This window comes from Arthrobacter sp. NPDC058192, from assembly GCF_042883665.1.
Taxonomy (GTDB): Bacteria; Actinomycetota; Actinomycetes; order Actinomycetales; family Micrococcaceae; genus Arthrobacter.
In genome coordinates this window covers 16154-37454 of record NZ_JBHVVJ010000001.1, presented here as the reverse complement: position 1 = coordinate 37454, position 21301 = coordinate 16154, and the positions used below count along the sequence as shown (strand labels likewise).

At 66.7% G+C, this 21301-nt stretch carries 23 protein-coding genes; 19 read left to right on the top strand and 4 right to left on the bottom strand.

From position 1 onward, the window contains the following. The first annotated feature begins 27 nt into the window (after window positions 1-27). The 6 genes from ACFVVK_RS00210 (at window position 28) to ACFVVK_RS00185 (ending at window position 7031) form a co-directional block, all read left to right on the top strand. Window positions 28-342: a sarcosine oxidase subunit delta gene (locus ACFVVK_RS00210; protein WP_390261760.1), complete on the top strand. Its 315-nt coding sequence runs from the start codon at window positions 28-30 to the stop codon at window positions 340-342. Beyond that, window positions 339-3302: a sarcosine oxidase subunit alpha family protein gene (locus tag ACFVVK_RS00205; RefSeq protein ID WP_390261757.1), complete on the top strand. Its 2964-nt coding sequence runs from the start codon at window positions 339-341 to the stop codon at window positions 3300-3302. The genes ACFVVK_RS00210 and ACFVVK_RS00205 overlap by 4 nt, the downstream gene beginning before the upstream one ends. Continuing rightward, the gene (locus ACFVVK_RS00200) at window positions 3295-3945 is read left to right on the top strand and encodes a sarcosine oxidase subunit gamma (protein WP_390261754.1); all 651 of its coding nucleotides are present in this window, start codon (window positions 3295-3297) and stop codon (window positions 3943-3945) included. Before ACFVVK_RS00205 ends, ACFVVK_RS00200 begins: the two co-directional genes overlap by 8 nt. Continuing rightward, window positions 3945-5360 carry an L-serine ammonia-lyase gene (locus tag ACFVVK_RS00195; protein WP_390261751.1) on the top strand — a complete coding sequence of 472 codons (1416 nt, stop codon included), beginning with the start codon at window positions 3945-3947 and terminating at the stop codon, window positions 5358-5360. The genes ACFVVK_RS00200 and ACFVVK_RS00195 overlap by 1 nt, the downstream gene beginning before the upstream one ends. 3 nt (window positions 5361-5363) lie before the next feature. Continuing rightward, window positions 5364-6260 (top strand): formyltetrahydrofolate deformylase, encoded by an 897-nt coding sequence (purU, locus tag ACFVVK_RS00190; protein WP_390261748.1) that lies wholly within the window; start codon window positions 5364-5366, stop codon window positions 6258-6260. Window positions 6261-6623: 363 nt separating this feature from the next. Next, window positions 6624-7031 carry a hypothetical protein gene (locus ACFVVK_RS00185; RefSeq protein ID WP_390261745.1) on the top strand — a complete coding sequence of 136 codons (408 nt, stop codon included), beginning with the start codon at window positions 6624-6626 and terminating at the stop codon, window positions 7029-7031. 83 nt (window positions 7032-7114) lie between these two features. Here ACFVVK_RS00185 and ACFVVK_RS00180 read toward each other — a convergent pair whose 3' ends face one another. Beyond that, window positions 7115-7750, bottom strand: coding sequence for a LysE family translocator (locus ACFVVK_RS00180; RefSeq protein ID WP_390261742.1), 636 nt, complete (start codon window positions 7748-7750; stop codon window positions 7115-7117). Between the two features lie 170 nt (window positions 7751-7920). Here ACFVVK_RS00180 and ACFVVK_RS00175 point away from each other — a divergent pair, with 170 nt between their 5' ends. Continuing rightward, window positions 7921-8232, top strand: a complete 312-nt coding sequence (locus ACFVVK_RS00175; RefSeq protein ID WP_390261739.1) for a DUF3311 domain-containing protein — start codon at window positions 7921-7923, stop codon at window positions 8230-8232. Next, complete coding sequence (mctP, locus tag ACFVVK_RS00170) at window positions 8229-9926, top strand: monocarboxylate uptake permease MctP (RefSeq protein ID WP_390261737.1); 1698 nt, start codon at window positions 8229-8231, stop codon at window positions 9924-9926. The genes ACFVVK_RS00175 and mctP overlap by 4 nt, the downstream gene beginning before the upstream one ends. Before the next feature lie 49 nt (window positions 9927-9975). Here the strand turns inward: mctP and ACFVVK_RS00165 are convergent, their stop codons facing one another. The 3 genes from ACFVVK_RS00165 to ACFVVK_RS00155 all read right to left on the bottom strand — a co-directional run bounded on the left by ACFVVK_RS00165 (window position 9976) and on the right by ACFVVK_RS00155 (window position 12108). Then, complete coding sequence (locus ACFVVK_RS00165; protein WP_390261734.1) at window positions 9976-10302, bottom strand: hypothetical protein; 327 nt, start codon at window positions 10300-10302, stop codon at window positions 9976-9978. Between the two features lie 189 nt (window positions 10303-10491). Then, on the bottom strand, window positions 10492-10671 hold the full coding sequence (locus ACFVVK_RS00160) for a hypothetical protein (protein ID WP_390261732.1): 180 nt from the start codon (window positions 10669-10671) through the stop codon (window positions 10492-10494). A gap of 354 nt (window positions 10672-11025) precedes the next feature. Beyond that, complete coding sequence (locus ACFVVK_RS00155) at window positions 11026-12108, bottom strand: LacI family DNA-binding transcriptional regulator (RefSeq protein WP_390261729.1); 1083 nt, start codon at window positions 12106-12108, stop codon at window positions 11026-11028. A gap of 177 nt (window positions 12109-12285) precedes the next feature. Here ACFVVK_RS00155 and ACFVVK_RS00150 point away from each other — a divergent pair, with 177 nt between their 5' ends. The 11 genes from ACFVVK_RS00150 to ACFVVK_RS00100 all read left to right on the top strand — a co-directional run bounded on the left by ACFVVK_RS00150 (window position 12286) and on the right by ACFVVK_RS00100 (window position 21295). Beyond that, window positions 12286-13149 (top strand): ABC transporter substrate-binding protein, encoded by an 864-nt coding sequence (locus ACFVVK_RS00150; RefSeq protein ID WP_390262751.1) that lies wholly within the window; start codon window positions 12286-12288, stop codon window positions 13147-13149. A gap of 121 nt (window positions 13150-13270) precedes the next feature. Beyond that, a complete protein-coding gene (locus ACFVVK_RS00145; protein WP_390261726.1) occupies window positions 13271-14059 on the top strand; it encodes an amino acid ABC transporter permease in 789 nt (262 codons plus the stop codon). Beyond that, complete coding sequence (locus tag ACFVVK_RS00140) at window positions 14056-14856, top strand: amino acid ABC transporter ATP-binding protein (RefSeq protein WP_390261723.1); 801 nt, start codon at window positions 14056-14058, stop codon at window positions 14854-14856. The genes ACFVVK_RS00145 and ACFVVK_RS00140 overlap by 4 nt, the downstream gene beginning before the upstream one ends. Beyond that, window positions 14856-15899 carry a Gfo/Idh/MocA family oxidoreductase gene (locus ACFVVK_RS00135; RefSeq protein WP_390261720.1) on the top strand — a complete coding sequence of 348 codons (1044 nt, stop codon included), beginning with the start codon at window positions 14856-14858 and terminating at the stop codon, window positions 15897-15899. Before ACFVVK_RS00140 ends, ACFVVK_RS00135 begins: the two co-directional genes overlap by 1 nt. A 62-nt stretch (window positions 15900-15961) precedes the next feature. Next, complete coding sequence (locus ACFVVK_RS00130) at window positions 15962-17083, top strand: NAD(P)/FAD-dependent oxidoreductase (protein WP_390261717.1); 1122 nt, start codon at window positions 15962-15964, stop codon at window positions 17081-17083. A 198-nt stretch (window positions 17084-17281) separates the two neighbouring features. Further along, window positions 17282-17653 carry an ArsR/SmtB family transcription factor gene (locus ACFVVK_RS00125; RefSeq protein ID WP_390261715.1) on the top strand — a complete coding sequence of 124 codons (372 nt, stop codon included), beginning with the start codon at window positions 17282-17284 and terminating at the stop codon, window positions 17651-17653. Next, window positions 17628-18095 carry an SRPBCC domain-containing protein gene (locus ACFVVK_RS00120; protein WP_390261714.1) on the top strand — a complete coding sequence of 156 codons (468 nt, stop codon included), beginning with the start codon at window positions 17628-17630 and terminating at the stop codon, window positions 18093-18095. The genes ACFVVK_RS00125 and ACFVVK_RS00120 overlap by 26 nt, the downstream gene beginning before the upstream one ends. A 104-nt stretch (window positions 18096-18199) precedes the next feature. Then, window positions 18200-18610 carry a molybdopterin-binding protein gene (locus ACFVVK_RS00115; RefSeq protein WP_390261711.1) on the top strand — a complete coding sequence of 137 codons (411 nt, stop codon included), beginning with the start codon at window positions 18200-18202 and terminating at the stop codon, window positions 18608-18610. Beyond that, window positions 18607-19422 (top strand): molybdate ABC transporter substrate-binding protein, encoded by an 816-nt coding sequence (gene modA / locus ACFVVK_RS00110; RefSeq protein ID WP_390261708.1) that lies wholly within the window; start codon window positions 18607-18609, stop codon window positions 19420-19422. Before ACFVVK_RS00115 ends, modA begins: the two co-directional genes overlap by 4 nt. Window positions 19423-19430: 8 nt before the next feature. Continuing rightward, entirely contained in the window at window positions 19431-20249 is an 819-nt protein-coding gene (locus ACFVVK_RS00105; RefSeq protein WP_390261706.1) for an ABC transporter permease, read from the top strand. After that, entirely contained in the window at window positions 20246-21295 is a 1050-nt protein-coding gene (locus tag ACFVVK_RS00100) for a sulfate/molybdate ABC transporter ATP-binding protein (RefSeq protein WP_390261703.1), read from the top strand. The genes ACFVVK_RS00105 and ACFVVK_RS00100 overlap by 4 nt, the downstream gene beginning before the upstream one ends. Window positions 21296-21301: the final 6 nt, after the last annotated feature.

Here is a 21301-nt window from a genome sequence, read left to right as displayed (position 1 = left end):
CCGCCGTCCACCAGAAAGAAGACGCACATGCTCCTCATACCGTGCCCCAACTGCGGCCCGCGGGACGAAACCGAATTCCACTACGGCGGCCAGGCCCACGTGCCGTACCCCAAAGACCCCGCCGCGCTGAACGACCGTGAATGGGCCGAACTCCTGTTCTACCGGGACAACCCCAAGGGCGCCTTCGCCGAACGCTGGGTCCACAGCACCGGCTGCCGGCAGTGGTTCAACATGCTTAGGGACACTGTCACCTATGACATCCAGGCCATCTACCCCATGGGCGCACCACGCCCCGAATCCGCCAAGACCACCTCTGCATCACCGGAAGGCGCCGTTCAATGACCACCCAGCAGAACCGCCTCAGCACCGGCGGACGCATCGACCGCAGCATCACCTGGCGCTTCAGCGTGGACGGCGAGGAATTCACCGGCCACCCCGGTGACACGCTCGCCTCGGCCCTGCTCGCCAACGGCCGGGTCGCCGCCGGCAACTCACTCTACGAGGACCGGCCCCGCGGCATCCTGGCCGCCGGGGTGGAGGAACCCAACGCCCTGGTCCGGATCGAACCGCGGTTCCCGGGCCACGTCGCCGAATCCATGCTCCCCGCCACCACCGTCACCCTCGTGGACGGCCTTGCTGCAGACCTGCTGAACGGCCTGGGCAGGCTGGACCCGGAAGACGACCGCGCCGAGTACGACAAGAAGTACGTCCACACGGACGTTCTGGTGATCGGCGGCGGGCCCGCCGGCCTGGCCGCAGCCCGCGAGGCCGTGCGCACCGGTGCCCGCGTGATCCTCATGGACGACCAGCCCGAACTGGGCGGGACGCTCCTGTCCGGTTCCACCGCCCCAGGACTGGCCGAGACCATTGAGGGCAAGCCCGCCCTGGAATGGGTGTCGGACGTGGAGAGCGAACTCGTCTCCGGGGCCGAATGCACCGTCCTGAACCGCACCACAGCCTTCGGCGCCTACGACGCCAACTACGTCATCGCGGTGCAGAACCGCACCGACCACCTGCCCGGCCCGGCAGCCTCCGGCGTGTCCCGCCAGCGGATTTGGCACGTCCGTGCCAAGCAAGTGGTCCTCGCCCCCGGCGCCCACGAACGGCCCCTGGTCTTCGAAAACAACGACCGCCCCGGCATCATGCTCGCCTCGGCCGTCCGCACCTACCTCAACCGTTATGCCGTCGCCCCCGGGCAGCGCGTGGTCATCAGCACCACGAACGACTCCGCCTACGCCCTGGCCGCGGACCTCCAGGCCGCCGGCATCAAGGTCGCGGCCGTCGTCGATGCCCGTCCGGGCCTCACCCCGGTGGCCGCCGCCGCCGTCGAATCCGGCACCCGCGTGCTGATCGGCAGCGCCGTGGCCAACACGGCGTCCTCCGAAGGAGAGGGCACGGCGGAGAGCGCAGGACGCCTCGACGGTGTGACCGTCCGCAGCATCAACAACGAGGGCGAACTCACCTCCGGCGTCGAAGAGATCGCCTGCGACCTGCTGGCCGTGGCCGGCGGGTGGAGCCCGCTGGTGCACCTGCACTCGCAGCGGCAGGGAAAGCTGCGCTGGGACGAGGACCTGGCGGCCTTCGTGCCGAGCACCGCCGTCCGGGACCAGCAGATCATCGGCTCCGGCCGCGGCAGCTTCGAACTCGCGGACTGCTTCGCCGAAGGCATCTCCGCCGGTGCGGCCGCGGCCATCGCCGCCGGCTTCACCTCCGACGTCGTCCCGGCCGTGATCGGCGAGCCGAAGGCCTCCGGCCCCACCCGCCAGCTGTGGCTGGTGCCCGGCCAGACCGGCACACCGGATGACTGGCACCACCACTTCGTGGACTTCCAGCGGGACCAGTCCGTCGCCGACGTGCTGCGCTCCACCGGGGCCGGGATGCGGTCCGTGGAGCACATCAAGCGCTACACCTCCATCAGCACCGCCAACGACCAGGGCAAGACGTCCGGCGTCAACGCCATCGGCGTCATCGCCGCCGCCCTCCGGCAGGCGGGGGAGGCATCCCGCGGCATCGGCGACATCGGCACCACCACCTACCGGGCGCCGTTCACCCCCGTGGCCTTCGCGGCACTGGCCGGACGCCAGCGCGGCGAACTGTTCGACCCCGCCCGCGTCACCTCCATCCACCCGTGGCACGCGGCGCAGGGGGCACTGTTCGAGGACGTGGGGCAGTGGAAGCGGCCCTGGTACTACCCGCAGGACGGGGAGGACATGGACGCAGCGGTGCTCCGCGAGTGCGCCGCCGTCCGGGAATCCGTCGGATTCATGGACGCCACCACCCTGGGCAAGATCGAAATCCGGGGCAAGGATGCGGGGGAGTTCCTCAACCGCATCTACACCAACGCGTTCAAGAAACTGGCCCCCGGCTCTGCCCGCTACGGCGTAATGTGCATGGCGGACGGCATGATCTTCGACGACGGCGTGACCCTGCGCCTGGACGAGGACCGCTACTTCATGACCACCACCACCGGCGGTGCCGCCAAGGTCCTGGACTGGCTGGAGGAATGGAAGCAGACCGAATGGCCGGAACTGGACGTGCACTGCACCTCGGTGACCGAACAGTGGTCCACCATCGCCGTCGTCGGGCCCAAATCCCGCGCGGTGATCGCCAAGGTGGCCCCGGAGCTGGCCGCCGACGGCGGACTGGAGGCCGACGCCTTCCCGTTCATGACCTTCCGCGAAACCACCCTCGCCTCCGGCGTGCAGGCCCGCATCTGCAGGATCTCCTTCTCCGGTGAACTGGCCTACGAAATCAACATCCCCACCTGGTACGGCCTCAACACCTGGGAAGCCGTGGCAGCCGCCGGGGCTGAATTCAACATCACCCCCTACGGCACCGAAACCATGCACGTGCTGCGCGCCGAAAAGGGCTACCCCATTGTCGGGCAGGACACGGACGGAACCGTCACCCCCCAGGACGCCGGCATGGAATGGGTGGTGTCCAAGGCCAAGGAATTCATCGGCAAGCGCTCCTACTCCCGGGCCGACGCGCAGCGCGAGGACCGCAAGCACCTGGTCAGCGTCCTGCCCGTGGACGGCACGCTGCGGCTTCCCGAGGGAACCCAGCTCGTGGAAAAGGGCCGCTCCACCAACCCGGCCTATGGACCGGTGCCCATGGAGGGCTTCGTGACCTCCAGCTACCACAGCGCAGCGCTGGGCAGGTCGTTCGGCCTGGCCCTGATCAAGAACGGCCGCAACCGCATCGGGGAAACCCTGGTGGCAGCCGCCGGCGATCAACTGGTGGACGTTGTTGTCGCAGAGACCGTGCTTTTTGACCCCGAAGGAACCCGCAAAGATGGCTGAAACAGCAGCATCCCACACCTCCGCAAGGCACCCCGCAGAAAAGGACCTTGCCGCCCGCACCAGCCCTGCATCGCACCTGTTGGAAGCCTTCGCAACGGGCTCCCTGGCAGGCACCGTTGAACTGGCCGAGCTGCCCTTCCTCACCCTGGTGGGACTCCGGGCGGCCGCCGGCACCGAAACAGCGGAACGGCTCGCGTCCGTTACAGGAGGGCTTCCCGCGGCATCCGGTGAAATCCGCAGCAGCGGTGACACCTCCGTGCTGTGGCTGGGGCCGGCCGAGTTCCTCGTGGTGGCCCCCGCGGAAGCGCACGAGTCACTGGGCGGCGACCTGATCCCGGCCCTGCAGTCCGCGCTGGCCGACGGCGAAGGCCAGGTGGTGGACCTGTCCGCCAACCGCACCACCTTCGAACTCACCGGCCCGCGGGCCCGGGCGGTGCTGGAAAAAGGCTGCTCGCTGGACCTGCACCCCCGGGAGTTCAACGCCGGAACGGCCTACTCCACGGTGATCGGCAACATCCCGGCCATCCTCTGGAAGACCGGCGAGGAAAGCTTCCGGGTCCTCCCGAGGGCGTCCTTTGCCGACTTCCTGGGCCGGTGGCTCCTGGACGCCATGCGGGAGTACGCCTCAGCCGAGGTCCCCTAATGGCGCTCAGCGTCCTGGATCTGTTCTCCGTAGGCATCGGGCCCTCGTCCTCGCACACCGTGGGCCCGATGCGGGCGGCCAAACTGTTCGCCGACGGGCTCAAGGGCGACGGGCAACTCAGCTCCACGGTCCGGGTCCAGGCAGAGCTGTTCGGCTCCCTCGGCGCCACCGGCCGCGGGCACGGATCCGACAAGGCGGTGGTCCTCGGACTGCAGGGCCTCGAACCGGAGACGGTGGACACCTTCACCGCCGACGACCGGGTGGCGGCCGCGGCGCTGGACGCCGAGCTGCACATCGGCGGAACCCAGCGGGTTGATTTCAACTGGGACGAGGACGTGGTGCTGCACCGCCGCAAATCCCTTCCCGCCCACCCGAACGGCATGACCTTCCGCGCCCTGGACCACACCGGCGCGGTGCTGCGGGAGCGGAGCTACTACTCCATCGGTGGTGGCTTCGTGGTGGACGGCGATGCGGAGGGCGCGGATAGGGTGGTGGCGGATGACACCGTGCTGCCCTACCCCTTCAGCACGGCCGATGAGCTCCTGGAGATCTGCCGCCGGGAGGACATGTCCATCTCCGACGTCATGCTGGCCAACGAACTGACGTGGCGCACCGAAGCCGAACTCCGCGCCAGGCTTCTGGACCTTTGGGCGGTCATGCGCGAATGCGTGCAGAACGGCTGCAATGCGGAGGGCATCCTGCCGGGCGGGCTGAACGTGACGCGCCGCGCCCCGGCATTGTTCCGGACGCTGACGGCCTCGGCCGCCACCGCCGAAGCCGCGGCAGGCACGCCCTCCCTCGTCCAGGCGCCCGCGGACCCGCTGCTGGCGATGGAATGGGTGAACCTGTTCGCCCTCGCCGTCAACGAAGAGAACGCCGCCGGCGGCCGCATCGTCACCGCGCCCACCAACGGAGCCGCAGGCATCGTTCCGGCGGTCCTGCACTACTACGTCAAGTTCGTCCCCGGAGCCGACGACGACGGCGTGGTCCGCTTCCTGCTGGCCGCGGCCGCCGTCGGAATTCTGTTCAAGACGAACGCCTCCATCTCCGGCGCGGAAGTGGGGTGCCAGGGGGAGGTGGGGTCTGCCTGTTCAATGGCCGCCGCAGGGCTTTGCGAGGTCCTGGGCGGAACGCCGGCCCAGGTGGAGAACGCCGCGGAAGTGGGCATCGAACACAACCTCGGGCTCACCTGCGACCCGGTGGGCGGCCTCGTGCAGATCCCCTGCATCGAGCGCAACGCCATCGCCAGCGTGAAGGCCATCAACGCTGCCCGGCTGGCCCTTCACGGGGACGGCAGCCACAAGGTCTCCCTCGACAAGGCCATCAAAACCATGCGCGACACAGGAGCTGACATGAAAACCAAGTACAAGGAAACGTCCCGAGGCGGCCTCGCCGTGAATGTGATCGAGTGCTGAGCGATGACCATGACCCAAACTGAGACCTCTGCCGAAAAGCCGGCCACCACCGTGGAGCACATCCTGACCCTCGATTGCCCGGAGAGGCGCGGAATCGTGCACGGCGTTTCGGGATTCCTGCTGGACCAGGGCTGCGACATCCTTGAAAGCAAACAGTTCGACTCGCAGCTGGACGGCCACTTCTTCATGCGGCTCCACTTCGAATCGGCCGGAGACCACAACACTCTTGAGCAGCTCAGGGAGGCGTTTGTTCCGGTCGCCGATAAATTCGGCATGCGCTGGGACCTGCGGCGGCACGGGAGCAAACGGCGCGTCCTGATCATGGTTTCGAAATTCGAGCACTGCCTCAACGATCTGCTGTACCGGGCCCGTACCGGTGAACTGCCCATCGAGATCGTCGGCGTCGTCTCCAACCATCCCGATCACCGGCGGACCGTCGAATGGCACGGAATCCCCTTCTTCCATGTGCCCATCACCCCGGACACCAAGCCCGCGGCCGAACAGCGGCTCCTGGAACTGATCGACCGGATGGACGTGGAGCTCGTGGTGCTGGCGCGCTACATGCAGGTGCTCAGCGACGAGTTAACCCGCGAGCTCGACGGCCGGGCCATCAACATCCACCACTCCTTCCTGCCCAGCTTCAAGGGCGCCAAGCCGTACCACCAGGCGTACGCCCGCGGCGTCAAAACCGTCGGCGCCACAGCCCACTACGTCAACGCCGAGCTGGACGAGGGACCGATCATCGCCCAGCAGGTGGTGGAAGTGGACCACACCTACGGGCCCGAAGACCTCGTGGCCGCGGGGCGTGACACCGAATGCAAAGCGCTCTCCAACGCCGTCCGCTGGCACTGCGAGGGCAGGGTCATCCTGCAGGGAAACCGTACAGTGGTGCTCCGCTGACGCGGCCACTCCGGGGCGCAGACTCCGGGGCGTGATCCAAAACCGGGACCTCCGGCATCGAGACGGGATTCGATCCCAACCGATACCGGAGGTCCTTTTTTGTGGTCCGCCCCAGGGCCCTGTCGAGCACGAAACAGGTGTGCCGCCCGGGTGATTCACGCAGGGCGGCACACGCGTACAATGTTCGAAGCTGCGCTCGGCTACCAAGCATGGGCCGAACCCCAAGAGCTCAGCGACACCAGCACCGACCAAATGCCTATTCCGGGGTGCCCAGATCCATCCGGCAATGCCGTCCAACAAAGTCCTAACCAACAACAAGACACCGCCCGACGCTAACGGACGGGCCACACCTGAAGGAACACCATGGAACTGCTGTGGGAAATTGCCGGCTGGGCAGGCGCCGCTGCCATACTCAGTGCATACCTAGCTGTCTCCATGAATTGGCTAAAGGCCGGCAAGGGTTTCCAGACGGCAAACCTCCTCGGCGCTTGTGCCTTTATCGTCAATGGCGCATTCCACCAAGCGTGGCCATCAGTTGTCACAAATGTGGCGTGGTTCCTCATTTCCGCCATTGCGCTTCTGCGCATGCGTTCTATGAGCGAGCCGCCCATGCCCGCTGCTGATGCTGCTCCACACGTTCAATTCCCTGGCGTCCCTGACACAACCGGTCAACTCGCTGTTGTTGAGGTTCTCACAGGTTCCGATCACGGCGACGCTGACGGGCAGCATCCACTGCACCGATCCAGCGACGCGTCCAGCTCGGCAAACTAGGTTCCGCCAATCCACGGGTTGGGGGAAGTGCTGGCCGGCGCCCTAATGTCTGGACAGAAACTCGCCGGCGCCCGAGGCACGGGTCAGGCGTTGGCGCTGGATGCCAGGACGCCCAGGCCCAGGGCGGCGATGATGCCGCTGCTGCCACGTTCGAGCCAGCTGCTGACCCGGGGGCGCTTCAGCCAGGCCATTGCCTTCGCAGCCACGACGGATACGGCCGCCAGATAGAGGAAGCCGATGACGCTTTCGATCGCACCGAGCACCATCGCGGTGTCCAGCGTGTTGCCGCCGTGCGGGATGAACTGCGGCACGACGGCGAGGTAGAAGAGGCCGACCTTGGGGTTGAGCAGTGTCGAGAGCGCGCCGGCGCCGAACCCGGCCTTCCGGCTGTAGCTTCGGCGCGGAGCCTGCCCTTCCGCCGCCGGGACCTTGGTCCGGCGGGCCCGGATCAGCGAGGAGATTCCCAGATACAGCAGGTACAGGCCGCCTGCGATCTTCAGCCAGCGGAACACTTCCGCGGAGTCCTCCAGGATAGCGGCGAGCCCCACGCCCACCAGCGCGGCCCAGACCAGGGCGGCAATGGCCGAGCCGAGCGCGGCGGCAAGGCCGGCCGCGGCACTCTGCAGCGAGATCCGCAGCACCAGGAAGGTGTCCGGGCCGGGGGTGATGGAGAGCAGCAGGCACAGTCCGGCAAAGGCCAGCAGGGTCACAGCGGTCATGGGCTCCATTCTCCGGGTGGCGGCCGCCCGGTGGCAATTGCGTTTGCCCTGTTGGACAGTAAATCCAGTGTCTATTCTGTTCCTAGGGACCGCCGCGACACACGGTCCAGGCCGCCGGCACGTCCCGGGAAGCGTTCCCGCACCGGGGCCGTCTCGAAGAGGAGGCGTCGATGTCCAGCCCTGAGATGTCCAGCCCTGATATGCCAACGCACGATATGCCAACGCGCGGGCCAGCAAGACCCGGTCCTTATGCCATCACCGGAATCCTGCTGACCATCGCGGTCGTCGTTCCGTTGTTTGTGCCCGCCTATTCGGTCGCCGATCCGAGCCTGGCCGGTATGCCCTTCTTCTACTGGTACCAGATGGCGTGGATTCCGATCACGTCGGCCCTGGTGGGGATTTCCTTCTGGCTGGTTAGCAAGGAGGACCGCCGCCGGCGTGAAGCCGTGCGGGACACGACCGACGCCGGGGAGGAACGATGAACGCCGCGGCCGCCGTGCCGCTGGCCGCCCCGGACCGGCCCATTAACTGGATCGCACTCACAATTGTGATCCTTCTCTTCGTCCTGGTGGCGGTGCTGGGGTTCGTGGCAGCGCGGTGGCGCCGGGGAGAGGGCACCGGCCTGCACAGCCTGGACGAGTGGGGCCTCGGGGGCCGCGGATTCGGAACCTGGGTGACCTGGTTCCTGCTCGGCGGCGACCTCTATACGGCCTACACCTTCGTGGCCGTTCCGGCCGCGATGTGGGCCACCGGGGCCGTGAGCGGTTTCTTCGCGGTGCCATACACGATCGTGCTGTACCCGATCGTGTTCCTCCTGATGAGCCGGCTGTGGTCCGTCTCGCATCGGCACGGATTCGTCACACCCGCGGATTTCGTGGGCGGCCGCTACGGCAGCAGGGCGCTGACCCTGGCCGTCGCCGTCACCGGCATCGTCGCGACCATGCCCTACATCGCGCTCCAGCTGGTCGGCATCAGGGCCGTGCTCACGGTGCTGGGCCTGGGCAGCGCGGAAAACGTGCTGCTGACGGACCTGCCGCTGATCATCGCCTTCGTGGTCCTGGCCGCCTACACGTACACGTCCGGGCTGCGGGCTCCCGCCCTGATCGCCGTGGTGAAGGATCTGCTGATCTATCTGGCGGTGCTCGTGGCAGTCATCTACCTTCCGATCAAGTTCGGCGGCTGGGGAACCATCTTCGATTCCGCCGAGACGAAACTCGGTGCCACCAACCCGGCCACCGGCAAACCCGTTGGAGTGTTCATTCCCGGCGCGGCCAGTTACTCCGCCTACTGGACCCTGGCCCTGGGCTCGGCCCTGGCACTGTTCATGTACCCGCACTCGATCACCGGCGTCCTGGCCACCAAGAGCAGGAACACGATCCGCAAGAATGCGGCAGTCCTGCCGCTGTACTCGCTGATGCTGGGGTTCCTGGCGCTCCTGGGCTACGTGGCCATCTTCGCCGGCACGAACCCCATCGACCTGAACGGCACCGTCAATCCGCAGCTCGTGGTGCCGCAGCTGTTCCTCGACAACTTCCCGTCCTGGTTCGCCGGCATCGCCCTGGCCGCCATCGCCATCGGTGCCCTGGTCCCGGCTGCGATCATGTCCATCGCCGCGGCGAACCTGTTCACGCGCAACATTTACCGAGACCTGATGCGGCCGGACGCCACACCACGGCAGGAAGCCAAAGTCTCCAAGATCGCTTCCCTGGTGGTGAAGTTCGGTGCGCTGGTCTTCGTCATTGGCATGGACCAGTCAGCGGCGATCAACATGCAGCTGCTCGGCGGCATCTGGATCCTGCAGACCTTCCCGGCGATCGTGGCGGGGCTCTACACCCGCTGGTTCCACCGGTGGGCCCTGTTCGGCGGCTGGCTGGCCGGCATCGTCTACGGCACCGTCGCGGCGTACAACGTGGTCAACCCCGTCACCAAGGCCAACTTTGGCGGCTCCATCGCGCCCATTCCCGGCACCGACGTGCAGGTCTACATCGCTGTGGTGGCGTTTGCCATAAACCTCATCGTTGCCGCCGGCCTGTCCCTGCTCTTCCGCGCATTGAAGCTCTCCGACGGGACGGACATCACCCGCCGCTCGGACTACGGCGCCGACGAGAACGATCCGAAGGTCGCCCAGCTCCAGCGCGAGCAACCGCTCGCCGAGCCCGGAGGCCCCGCGTTCTGATCCGCTCACTAAAGCCGACGACAGCGGGAAGGCCCGCCGTCGTCCTGAATCAGGCTGCCAGGACGAGTGAGGATGCCGGCGATATCGCACGGTCCGGCGTCAGGATCCTGAGCCGATAGTCGTGCTGGAGCGGGTCGACGCGCACAGGCAGATGATGCGACTTCGCGCACGCATGCAGTTCCTCCATGGCGTCGGGCTCGGTCTGTGCACGGGTGACATCCAGTTCCAGTGACAGTCCGGTGGCCAACGAGCTAGCGCGCTTCACCACGTCGTACAGGCCGTGGACGCTCTTGGAGGTCACATGCCCCTGGACGTTGACGTGGGCCTTGGCGCCGTCGAGGTCCACTCGGACCAGCACCCGCAGCTTCTCGTTCACAGAATCTCCGCTCTAAAACGGGGCCACCACGCTGTGGCCCCATAAAAGAATAGAGGCAATGTGACCTGGGTTACAAATGCGCCCGTGAGGGCGGCTGTAGTGGAAATTGCCCGAATGCAAAAACGACGACGGCGGGAGGTGACTCCCGCCGTCGTCGTTTGGCGTTGCTAACTGCCGGAAAACCGGGCCTTAAGCTCCGTGGCTCAGGCTGAACGTGAAGGTGTTCGGGCCGCTGGCGTGGACCGCGATGTTGCTCTTGGCGGTGTTGTGGCGCTCGGAGAGGTCGTGGACCAGCGCATCCAGCTCGTGGTGCATGGTGGCGCGGTCCCAGAGCTTGTGGGTTTCAGAGGTGGCAGATTCAAACGTCATTGTTCAGTGCTTCCATTCGTGATCCGGGTGTCCGGCTGCCGCACCGATGCGGAGCCGTCGTAGGTCCAAACCAGGAACGCCTGAGACCTTGGCAGCTCTGCGAGCTCACCGGTTTGGCCTCATTGCGTCCACCAGGATGGGTGCCTGACCTTCACTGCGACCATCTGGCGGCTGCAGGAACATCGGGCTGCGTCAGCCGAGGATTCCCGGCTTTGCCTTTCCATAGTGCACAGCGCCGCACGGCAGGCTCAAGCCAGATGGCGGAAAATGGAGCGTGAATCTCATCACAGGGGAGCGCGGGCCCGCGAGGGCGAGCCGAACGCGGAACCGGCTGTTCACCCCGGGGCGTTGGTGCTAGCTGTGTGCTTCCGCCGGTCTCAGCGTCCCTACGGATCCCCGGCGGACCAGCGTCGCGGTGAACTTGGGCGCGGGGACCGCGGGCGGCAAGCCCTCGATTTGGCGGATCAGTGCCTTCGCGGCGGCCACGCCCATGTTGTACACGGGCTGCGCGATGACTGTCAGCGGCGGGGTGGTCAGGCGCGTCCAGGAGAAGTCGTCATACATGAGGAACGAGACGTCTGCCGGGATGGCGAGTTCCAGCTCCTGGATCGCCTCCACGATGCTGAGGGCAATGAGCCCGTCGGAAGCGACGATGGCGGTGGCCTGGTTCGGCATGAGCAGCACATCGCGGGTAATGCGGCGGATGGATTCTGCATCACCGGCGTTCAACCGCACGAGGTCCTCCGGGAAGGGCAACTCCTGCTCCTGGAAGGCCTGCCGCATGCCGTCAAGTCTTTCCGCGATCTGCGAGGAATCGAGCAGCATTCCGGGGCGGTAGGGAGATTCGGTCCTTAGCGTGGAAATGAAGGCGATCCGGCGGTGTCCGGCCTGCAGCAGGTGGAGAGTGGACTCGTGGGAAATATCGGCCATGTTCACGGCCATGGTCTCTATGTCCATCTGCCCGGCCTTTCGGTCCAGCAGCACCAAGGGCCGGCCGGAGTCCTGAACGCGCTGTAGATGTTGGGTTTCGACCGAGGACGCCGGCGCCACAATCAGGCCGTCCACGCGCTTGTCCAGCAGTACCCGGACAGCGTCAACTTCGGCCGCCGTGTCCTCATCGGTGTTGACCAGGATGACGTTGAAGCCGCTCTTTTTGGCGGTGTCCGTGATGCCCCTGGTGGCCAGGCCGAAGTGGGGGTTTTCGATGTCGCCGACCACTACGCCGATGGTGTGTGATTTTCCGGTGTTCATGCTGCGGGCGAGCTCGTTCGGTCGGTAGGACAGCTCCTCCGCTGCCGCCAGAACACGCTCCCGGACCTCGTCGCTGACGGCGCCGTAGTTCCCCAGCGCGCGGGCAGCCTGGGCCTTGGAGACCTGTGCGGCCTTCGCGACATCCGCAACCGTGATGTCGCGTCGCCGTGAATTGTTACTGCTCATATGCGGCCTTTCGAAGGGGCCTTGACGGCCGTTGTGGCTTGGGTTACATTTTTTAGCAACCCCGATGTGAGTCCGGTCTCAATCGTAAGCGTTGAGACCGGACTCAGCAAGGGATTCAGAGCAGAGGGCCGAAGGCCGCCTAACTTCCACGATTGGAACAATGAAGTGACTAAACGAATGATTTTGCGCCCGGCTGCGCTCGTCGCGGCCGCTGTCGCAACGGTCCTGGCACTGTCAGGCTGTGCCGGTTCGTCCCCGGGGGCGACCTCGACGGCCGACAACCCGTACGGACTGATCCAGTCGGGCACCATCCGGGTGGCCAGCCTGGGCGACTCGAAGCCTTACACGTTCACCGACGCCAAGGGTAACTTCACGGGCTTCGACGTCGAACTGTTCAAGGATGTGGCCCACCGGGCCGGGGTGGACAATGTGGTCTTCACCGGCCAGGACTTTTCCGGCCTGCTCGCCGCCGTCTCCAACGGCCAGTTCGACGTGGGCGTCGCCGCGATCGGCATCACAGACAAGCGCAAGGAAACGGTTGACTTCTCCGACGGCTACCTCGCCGGCTACCTGACGGTCATCACCACCAAGGACTCGGGCATCAAGGATGCCAACGGCCTGTCCGGCAAGCGGCTCGGCGTGGTCCAGGGGACCCTGCAGGAGGCTTACGCGGTCAAGAACTTCACGTCCGCCAACCTGGTCCGCTTCCCGGACAACAACACCGCGATCGCCGCGGTCAACAGCGGCTCCGTCGATGCGCACTTCCTGGACTATGAGGCCGCCAAGTCCTATGAGTCCCAGTTCGGGCTGGTCAGTGCCGCCGATATCCCGTCATTCGATGCTCCAGCAGGCTTTGCCGTGGCGAAGGGCAAGACCGCCTTCAAGGATGCCCTGAACAAGGGCCTGGCCGCCGCGATGGAGGACGGCACCTGGAAGAAGCTGTACCAGAAGTGGTTCCCGGGCTCCCCGATGCCCGAGCAGTACCTGCCGAAGGCCGAGCAGACGGCAAGCCCGGCACCCAGCCCGTCCGCCAGCAAGTAACGTCCCGACACGCACAGCAACGCACGCACGTCCGGCATCTAGCCCGGCTGCCACCTGACCGGGCGGACCGCCACCGACGGTCCGCCCGGGACCCACAAGCTACCTACGTCTGAGAGCAACCATGGACTGGTTCAGCACCATCATCCGTACTTTCTTCGATTTCAAAGCGATGGCCGAAGTTCTGCCCCAACTCCTCGGGGTTGGCCTCCTGAACACCCTGATCATCTCCATCGCCGCCACCATCATCGGCGTCGCCCTCGGCATGATCATCGCGGTCATGGGCATCTCGCCCTCCAAATGGCTGCGGGTTCCGGCCCGGATCTACACCGACCTCTTCCGCGGCCTGCCCGCGATCCTGACCATCCTGCTGATCGGCCAGGGATTCGCCCGCTTCAGCCAGTCGATCTTCGGCCCCTCCCCGTACCCGCTGGGAATCATCGCGCTAAGCCTGATCGCCAGTGCCTACATCGGCGAAATCTTCCGCGCAGGGATCCAGAGCGTGGACAAGGGCCAGGGCGAGGCATGCCGCGCCCTGGGCATGAGCTACGCGAAATCCATGGCCCTGGTGGTGGTCCCGCAGGGCATCCGCCGCGTCCTGCCGGCCCTGGTGAACCAGTTCATCGCCATCGTCAAGGACTCCTCGCTGGTCTACTTCCTGGGCCTGCTGGTCACCGAGCGGGAACTCTTCCGCGTCGGCCAAGACGCCGCCGTCCTCTCCGGCAACCTCTCACCGCTGGTCATGGCCGGAATCTTCTACCTGGTCATCACGGTCCCCCTGACCCACCTGGTCAATTACTTCGACAACCGCTTCCGCACCGGCCGGCGCCGCCCCGCTCCGCCCACCAGCGGCCTGAAGGAAGTCACAGAACTTGATGCGGCATCACCGCTGATCACCGGGAGCAACACATGAGCCTCGCAAGCAACAGCACCAGCAACAGCACCTCCGGTGCCACCAACGCCGCCCCGGACGTCGAGACGTTCCACGGCTCCAGCCTGGAACTGCAGAACCTGACCATGGCCTACGGGGACATCGAGGTGCTCCGCAACGTCAGCCTCACGGTCGCGCCCGGTACCACCACCTGCATCATCGGGCCCTCCGGGTCGGGCAAATCCACCCTGCTGCGCGGAGTCAACCGCCTGCACGAACCCAAGAGCGGGGACGTGCTCCTGGCCGGCGAGAGCGCCCTGGGCGTCAAGCCGGACATCCTGCGCGCCCGCATCGGCATGGTCTTCCAGCACTTCAACCTCTTCCCGGACCACACCGCCCTCGAGAACGTGGCCCTGGCCCTGTGGAGCGTCAAGGGCATGCCCAAGGCCGAGGCCAGGGACCACGCCCGCCGCCGCCTGGCCGAGGTAGGCCTCGCCGAACGGGCCGACCACCGGCCCCGGGACCTCTCCGGCGGACAGCAGCAGCGCGTCGCGATCGCCCGCGCCCTGGCCATGGAACCTGAGGTCATGCTCTTTGACGAGGCCACGTCAGCCCTGGACCCGGAACTGGTCAAAGGCGTGCTGAACCTCATGGCAGGCCTTGCCAAGCGCGGCATGACCATGGTGGTGGTCACTCACGAGATGGGCTTCGCCCGCAAGGTCGCCGACCAGGTCGTCTTCATGGACGAGGGCGAAGTCGTCGAGGCCGGCGCGCCCGCCGACCTCTTCGACAACCCCCAAAGCAAACGCCTGCAGCGCTTCCTCTCTGAGGTGCTCTGATGGGGACGGCTACAGCGGCACCCATCCGCACCGCCGTCGTCGGATTTGGGATCTCGGGCAAGGTCTTCCATGCGCCACTGGTCGCAGCAGATCCCGCATATTCCCTCGATGTCATCGTGACGGCCGACCCCGAACGCGCCGCCGAGGCGGCCAGGATCTACCCGCACGCCCGGATCGTTCCCACCCCGGATGCCCTGTTCGCCCTCGCCGCAGATCTTGACCTCGTAGTCCTCGGCACCCCGCCTCTGACACATTTCGACCTCGCCGCAACGGCGATCGCCTACAATCTCCACGTGGTGGTGGACAAGCCCTTCGTCACGACGGCGGCCCACGGTGAGGAACTCATCACCAGGGCATCCGACGCCGGCGTGCAGCTCACGGTGTTCCAGAACCGCCGGTGGGACGCCGACTTCCTGACGCTCCAGCGGCTCCTCGCTGACGGCGCCTTGGGGGAGGTCCGGACGTTCGAGTCGCGCTTTGAGTGGTGGCGGCCTGAAGGCTTCGGGAATTGGCGGGACTCCGCCACCTTGGCCGAGGGCGGCGGCATTCTTCACGACCTCGGCGCCCACCTCATCGACCAGGCCATCCAGCTGTTTGGCCCGATCGAGGAAAGCTACGGGGAGACCGCCAACCACGGCCCGGCACCGGAGGGCGCCGACACCGAGGCCTTCGTGTCCCTGCTCCACGAATCCGGGGTCAGGTCACGGCTTTGGATGAACGGGATGGCAGCCCAGGTTGGTCCACGCTTCCATGTCCTGGGCTCCGAAGCCGGCTACACCAAGTGGGGCCTGGACAGCCAGGAACCCGCGCTCGCCGCCGGCATGGCGCCGACGGATCCCGTCTACGGCGCCGACCCCCAGGGCTCTTGGGGGGTCCTGGGAGTTGACGGCTCTGCCGCCCCTGTTCCTGCCGCGCGGGGAGCCTACCCACGTTTCTACACTGAACTGGCCGCCGCCCTCCATGGACGCGGGCCCTTGCCCGTCGAGCCCGCCGAGCCTCTCGAAGCCCTGAAAATCATCGAAAAAATCCACGCCCTCGCCTGACCGGTCCACTTCCGGACGAGCCAGCACCAGTACAGCCACAATTTTTTAGAAAGGGAGAACCAATGTCCTCCACTGCTTCAGCCAAACGCGTCGCCGTCATCGGCGGCGGCATCCTCGGCGTCTCCACCGCCGTCCACCTGCTCCGCGAAGGCGCCTCCGTGATCCTCCTGACCGAGCGTGGCCTGGTCAGCGAGGCGAGCGGCCGTTCGCTGTCGTGGCTGAACTCCGCCGGGGAACGGTCCACCCCGTACCACCAGCTCCGGGTCGCCGGCGTGGACCGCTACCGCACCCTTTTTGCCGCCGACCCGGGCCGGGACTGGCTGCAGTTCGGCGGCGGCCTCATGTGGAATGCCGCCGGGCAGGGGGCAGTCACGGAAACCCGCCATGCTTACGAGAAATCCATCGGCTACGACTCCAAGCTCCTGGCCCCTGAACAGATTTCGTCCGCCACCCCGGGCATCGATGCAGACGCCGTTCCGGACAATGCCATCTTCAACCCCGGCGAAGGCTGGGTCAGCCTGCCCGACCTCGTGGACTACCTGATGGAGGAATTCCACGCCCGGGGCGGCGAACTGGTCCTCAACGCAGGCAAAGTGTCCGTCACGGTCGACGCCGGCAGGACCACCGGCGTAGAGACCGCCGCTGGCGGCACCTATGAGGCGGACGCCGTGCTCGTGGCGTGCGGCGCCGCAACACCCGCCGTCGTCGCGCCCCTCGGCGTCGAAATCCCCAACGGTTCACCCGTCTCCATGCTCGTGCTGACGAAACCTGTGGACCACCAAGTGAAGGCCGTTCTGAACACTCCCCGCGCCGCCGTCCGGCCCAACCCCGGGAGCACCTTCGCCTTGGACCACGACTGGTACGAAGAGGACATCACCGAACACGCCGACGGCTCCTTCACCGTCCCCGACGAGGTGGTCCAGGAACTTGCCGATGAGGCATCCAAACTCATGGCCGGCCACCCCGAACTGAAGCCCGCCTCCTGGAAGATCGGCTACAAGCCCATCCCCGGCGACGGTGAGCCCGTCCTCGGTGAACTCGACCAGGTGCCCGGCTGCTTCGTCGCCTTCACCCACTCCGGGGCCACCCTCGGCCTCGTCGCCGGCGAGCTTCTCGCGGGCGAGATCATGACCGGCAAGAAGCACCCGATGCTGGCCACCTTCCGGCCCGGACGCTTCTCGTAGCGTCGAAATAGCGAGCTGCCTGCGGGAGCAGGCAGGGACCGGTCCTCCCCGGCCCCTGCCTGCTCCCGCTTTTGTCGTTTTCTGATCTGGTGCCGGTGTACTCGAGTGGCAGGCCCCCTTGACGCGAGGGCGGATGCGCGTGCATATTTAACGTGTTAGTTAATTAGCGTTTGCATTAAATACGGAGCGAATACCACGATGGCAACCGATCGGCTCAGCCTGATCTTCTCGGCCCTCGCCGACCCCACCCGCAGGGCCATCCTGGCCCGGCTGGCGGAGGGCGAAGCGACCGTGAATCAGCTGGCCGAGCCGTTCGACATCAGCCTCCCTGCGGTCTCGCGCCACCTCAAGGTCCTGGAAGCCGCAGGGCTGATCACCCGGAGCCGGAACGCGCAGTGGCGCTCCTCGAAGCTCGAGGCCGCGCCGCTGCGCGAGGTTGCCGAATACATGGAAGATTACAGGCGCTTCTGGGACGCCAGCTTCAACCGTCTCGATGCGCATTTGCGAAAGATTCAGCAATTTCCCGAGAATCAGGAGCCAGACAATGAGCGCAGAGCAGAACACCCGTGAGTCTCACACCCTCACCATGACCAGGGAGTTCGATGCTCCCCGCGAACTGGTCTTCAAGGCCTTCACCGATCCGGACCAGCTCGCCGCGTGGTTCGGTCCGGTCGGGGTGGACTCGCCCCGGGACCGGATCGTGGTCGAACCCCGCGTCGGCGGTGCCTGGCGGCTGGTCATGGTCTATGAAGAGGACGGCGCCACCAAGGAGTCGCCGGTGGACGCGGTCATCTCCGTCTACGACCCGCCGTCGCTGCTGGTGGCCACCCAGAGGACGGAGCCCGACGCCGGCATCACGCTCCAGCTCGAAATGCGGCTTGAGTTTGAAGACCTGGGCGCCCGGACGCGGCTGCACCTTACCCAGGGGCCGTTCGACAGCACCGAGTGGGTGGACATGACGCGCGAGGGCTGGGGCACATCGTTCACCAAGCTCGACGAGGTTCTGGCGTAACGCGGCGGCTCGCCGAAGTCGGGCGGGCGGCCCCTCATGGGCACTTCCTCCTGATTTGCGGATCAAAATCCCCTTTTCTTCCGCAGATGGTGGATTATGGGTTCATGCCGAAAATTCGCGTATCAGAAGCAGCACGCTTCCTCGGGGTCAGTGACGACACCGTCCGGCGCTGGACCGAGAATGGGATGCTGACCCCGGTCAAGGACGACTCCGGGCGGTTGGCCGTGGACGGCCTGGAGCTCGCCCGCCTCGCCCGTGACCAGGCCCAGCTGCCCGAGGATCCCACCCGGGTGGGGTCCTCGGCCCGCAACCGGTTCGTCGGTTTAGTCACAGCCATCACCGCCGACAAAGTCATGGCGCAGGTGGAGCTGCAGTGCGGGCCCTTCCGGGTCGTGTCCCTGATGAGCAGCGAAGCGGTCCGCGAACTGGGCCTGGAGCTCGGCTCCGTCGCCACCGCCGTCGTCAAAGCCACGACCGTCATCATCGAGACACCCCAGGGAAAGAGCATCATATGAGGATTACCCGCCAGCGCGAGGCCGCCCTGTTCGTTGCAGGCGCCCTGGCAGCTGGCCTGGCCGGCTGCGCCTCCGGTACGGCTGGAACCGCGGCAAGCAGTTCAGCCAATGCCACCGCCAGCGAGACACCGAAGCTCTCCGGCACGGCGACCGTCTTCGCCGCGGCGTCGCTGAAGGCCACCTTCACCAAAATCGCCAGCGACTTCGAGGCCAAGAACCCCGGCACCACAATCACGCTGAACTTCGCTGGGTCCTCGGACCTGGTCACGCAGATCACCCAAGGCGCGCCGGCGGACGTCTTCGCCTCGGCCGACACCAAGAACATGGCCAAACTCACCGATGCGAAACTGGTCGACGGGGCGCCGGCCAGCTTCGCCACGAACGTCCTGCAGATCGCCGTCCCGCCGTCCAACCCGGCATCGATCAGCTCCTTCGCCGACCTCGCCAAGCCCGGCGTCAAGGTGGTTGTTTGCGCGCCGCAGGTCCCCTGCGGTGCCGCCACCCAGTCCGTCGAAAAAGCCACCGGCGTCACGCTCACTCCGGTCAGCGAGGAATCCTCCGTCACCGATGTCCTAGGCAAGGTCACCTCCGGTGAAGCCGACGCCGGGCTCGTCTACGTCACCGACGTCAAGACCGCCGGCGACAAGGTCAAGGGCGTCCCGTTCCCCGAATCGAACCAAGCCGTGAACACCTACCCGATCGCCACCGTCGGCGACAGCAAGAACAAGGACCTGGCAGCTGCCTTCATCGCAACGGTCACCGGCGCCGAGGGCCAAAAGGTCCTAAGTGACGCCGGATTCGGCGCTCCGTAACGGGCAGCATGCACCGACGCAGCGGCACCGGCTACACCGGCATCCCGGCATGGATTTACGCCATCGCGGCAGCAGGAGCATTCTTCGTCCTGCTGCCGCTGGCCGCGATGGTGGCCAGGGTCAACTGGTCCCAGTTCATCCCGCTGGTCACCTCCGAATCCTCACTCACCGCACTGGGCCTGAGCCTGCGCACCTCCGCGGCGAGCACCGCCTCCTGCATCGTCCTCGGCGTGCCCCTGGCACTCATCCTGGCCCGCAGCCCGTTCCCCGGCCAGCGGCTCCTCAGGGCTTTCGTCCTGCTGCCCCTGGTCCTGCCTCCCGTGGTGGGAGGCATTGCTTTGCTCTACACCTTTGGTCGCCAGGGACTCCTGGGCAAGAGCCTGGGGCTGGTTGGAATCCAGATCGCCTTCTCCACCACCGCCGTCGTGCTCGCACAGACCTACGTTGCCCTCCCGTTCCTGGTGGTCAGCCTCGAAGGTGCCCTGCGCACCGCCGGCAGCAAATTCGAGGCCGTCGCGGCCACCCTCGGCGCACGCCCAAGCACCGTGCTGCGCCGCGTGACCATCCCGCTGGTCCTGCCCGGCCTGGCCTCCGGCGCCGTCCTGTCTTTCGCGCGCAGCCTGGGCGAATTCGGCGCCACCCTGACCTTCGCCGGCAGCCTGCAAGGGGTGACCCGCACCCTGCCGCTCGAGATTTACCTCCAACGCGAAACCGACGCCGACGCCGCCGTCGCGCTCTCGCTCGTGCTGGTCGCCGTGGCAATTGCCGTCGTCGGGCTCTCCTATCGGCGCCCCGGCAACGTGGCACCCGAAAGGGCAGCACTGTGACCTTTCACCTGGAGGCGGTCCTCGCGGCCCGGGGATTCGACGTCTCCCTCAGCCTTGGGCCGGCCGAGACCATCGCCATCCTCGGCCCCAACGGCGCCGGCAAATCGACACTCTTCGGCATCATCGCCGGGCTGCTGCGCCCCGACACGGGCAGGGCACAGCTCGGCGACAAGGTCCTGTTCGATCTGGCCGCAGACAAGAATCTCTGGAGTGCCCCGCACACCAGGGGCACGGCACTCCTGGCCCAGGAGGCGCTCCTCTTTCCGCACCTCAGTGCCCTGGACAACGTGGCGTTCGGACCCCGCAGTGCGGGCGCGTCCAGCACCGAGGCACGGGAAACCGCCATGCACTGGCTGGCCGAAGTCGACGCCGGGGAACTTGCCTCGCGCCGTCCCGGACAGCTCTCCGGCGGCCAGGCCCAGCGCGTGGCCGTCGCGCGGGCCCTCGCCGCCGACCCCGACCTGCTGCTCCTCGACGAACCCATGGCCGCCCTCGACATCCACGCGGCACCCCTGCTCCGCCGGCTCCTCAAGCGCGTCCTGGCCGGCCGCAGGGCCATCATCATCACGCACGACATCCTGGACGCGCTCATGCTCGCGGACCGGGTGATCGTCCTCGAGGACGGCCGGATCAGCGAGGCGGGACCCACCCGGGACATCCTCGAAAGGCCGCGCAGCCGGTTCGCGGCCGGTCTGGCGGGCCTGAACCTGGTGGCCGGAACCGTCGCTGCCGCCGGCATCACCACCGCCACTGGGATGGTCGTCGCCGGCCACCACGACGATGCCCTCGGCCCCGGACAGGACGGCGTCGCGGTCTTTCCCCCGTCGGCGGTATCCGTGTTCCTCACCGAAGAGCACGGCAGTCCGCGCAACTCCTTCCGGGTGACCATCACGGATCTCGAGCCGCACGGCGACCAGATCCGCGTCCACGCCGGGGGCCTCTCCGCTGACATCACTCCGGCCGCGTCAGCCGACCTCGGACTGGCACCAGGAATGACCGTGTATTTCGTCATCAAGGCCGCCGCCGTCGCCATCTACCCGGCCTAGGTTCAA

Coding starts and splice junctions, on each gene's coding strand:
- ACFVVK_RS00210 (WP_390261760.1), top strand. CDS start 28: ATGCTCCTCATACCGTGCCCCAACTGCGGCCCGCGGGACGAAACCGAA.
- ACFVVK_RS00205 (WP_390261757.1), top strand. CDS start 339: ATGACCACCCAGCAGAACCGCCTCAGCACCGGCGGACGCATCGACCGC.
- ACFVVK_RS00200 (WP_390261754.1), top strand. CDS start 3,295: ATGGCTGAAACAGCAGCATCCCACACCTCCGCAAGGCACCCCGCAGAA.
- ACFVVK_RS00195 (WP_390261751.1), top strand. CDS start 3,945: ATGGCGCTCAGCGTCCTGGATCTGTTCTCCGTAGGCATCGGGCCCTCG.
- purU (WP_390261748.1), top strand. CDS start 5,364: ATGACCATGACCCAAACTGAGACCTCTGCCGAAAAGCCGGCCACCACC.
- ACFVVK_RS00185 (WP_390261745.1), top strand. CDS start 6,624: ATGGAACTGCTGTGGGAAATTGCCGGCTGGGCAGGCGCCGCTGCCATA.
- ACFVVK_RS00180 (WP_390261742.1), bottom strand. CDS start 7,750: ATGACCGCTGTGACCCTGCTGGCCTTTGCCGGACTGTGCCTGCTGCTC.
- ACFVVK_RS00175 (WP_390261739.1), top strand. CDS start 7,921: ATGTCCAGCCCTGAGATGTCCAGCCCTGATATGCCAACGCACGATATG.
- mctP (WP_390261737.1), top strand. CDS start 8,229: ATGAACGCCGCGGCCGCCGTGCCGCTGGCCGCCCCGGACCGGCCCATT.
- ACFVVK_RS00160 (WP_390261732.1), bottom strand. CDS start 10,671: ATGACGTTTGAATCTGCCACCTCTGAAACCCACAAGCTCTGGGACCGC.
- ACFVVK_RS00155 (WP_390261729.1), bottom strand. CDS start 12,108: ATGAGCAGTAACAATTCACGGCGACGCGACATCACGGTTGCGGATGTC.
- ACFVVK_RS00150 (WP_390262751.1), top strand. CDS start 12,286: ATGATTTTGCGCCCGGCTGCGCTCGTCGCGGCCGCTGTCGCAACGGTC.
- ACFVVK_RS00145 (WP_390261726.1), top strand. CDS start 13,271: ATGGACTGGTTCAGCACCATCATCCGTACTTTCTTCGATTTCAAAGCG.
- ACFVVK_RS00140 (WP_390261723.1), top strand. CDS start 14,056: ATGAGCCTCGCAAGCAACAGCACCAGCAACAGCACCTCCGGTGCCACC.
- ACFVVK_RS00135 (WP_390261720.1), top strand. CDS start 14,856: ATGGGGACGGCTACAGCGGCACCCATCCGCACCGCCGTCGTCGGATTT.
- ACFVVK_RS00130 (WP_390261717.1), top strand. CDS start 15,962: ATGTCCTCCACTGCTTCAGCCAAACGCGTCGCCGTCATCGGCGGCGGC.
- ACFVVK_RS00125 (WP_390261715.1), top strand. CDS start 17,282: ATGGCAACCGATCGGCTCAGCCTGATCTTCTCGGCCCTCGCCGACCCC.
- ACFVVK_RS00120 (WP_390261714.1), top strand. CDS start 17,628: ATGAGCGCAGAGCAGAACACCCGTGAGTCTCACACCCTCACCATGACC.
- ACFVVK_RS00115 (WP_390261711.1), top strand. CDS start 18,200: ATGCCGAAAATTCGCGTATCAGAAGCAGCACGCTTCCTCGGGGTCAGT.
- modA (WP_390261708.1), top strand. CDS start 18,607: ATGAGGATTACCCGCCAGCGCGAGGCCGCCCTGTTCGTTGCAGGCGCC.
- ACFVVK_RS00105 (WP_390261706.1), top strand. CDS start 19,431: ATGCACCGACGCAGCGGCACCGGCTACACCGGCATCCCGGCATGGATT.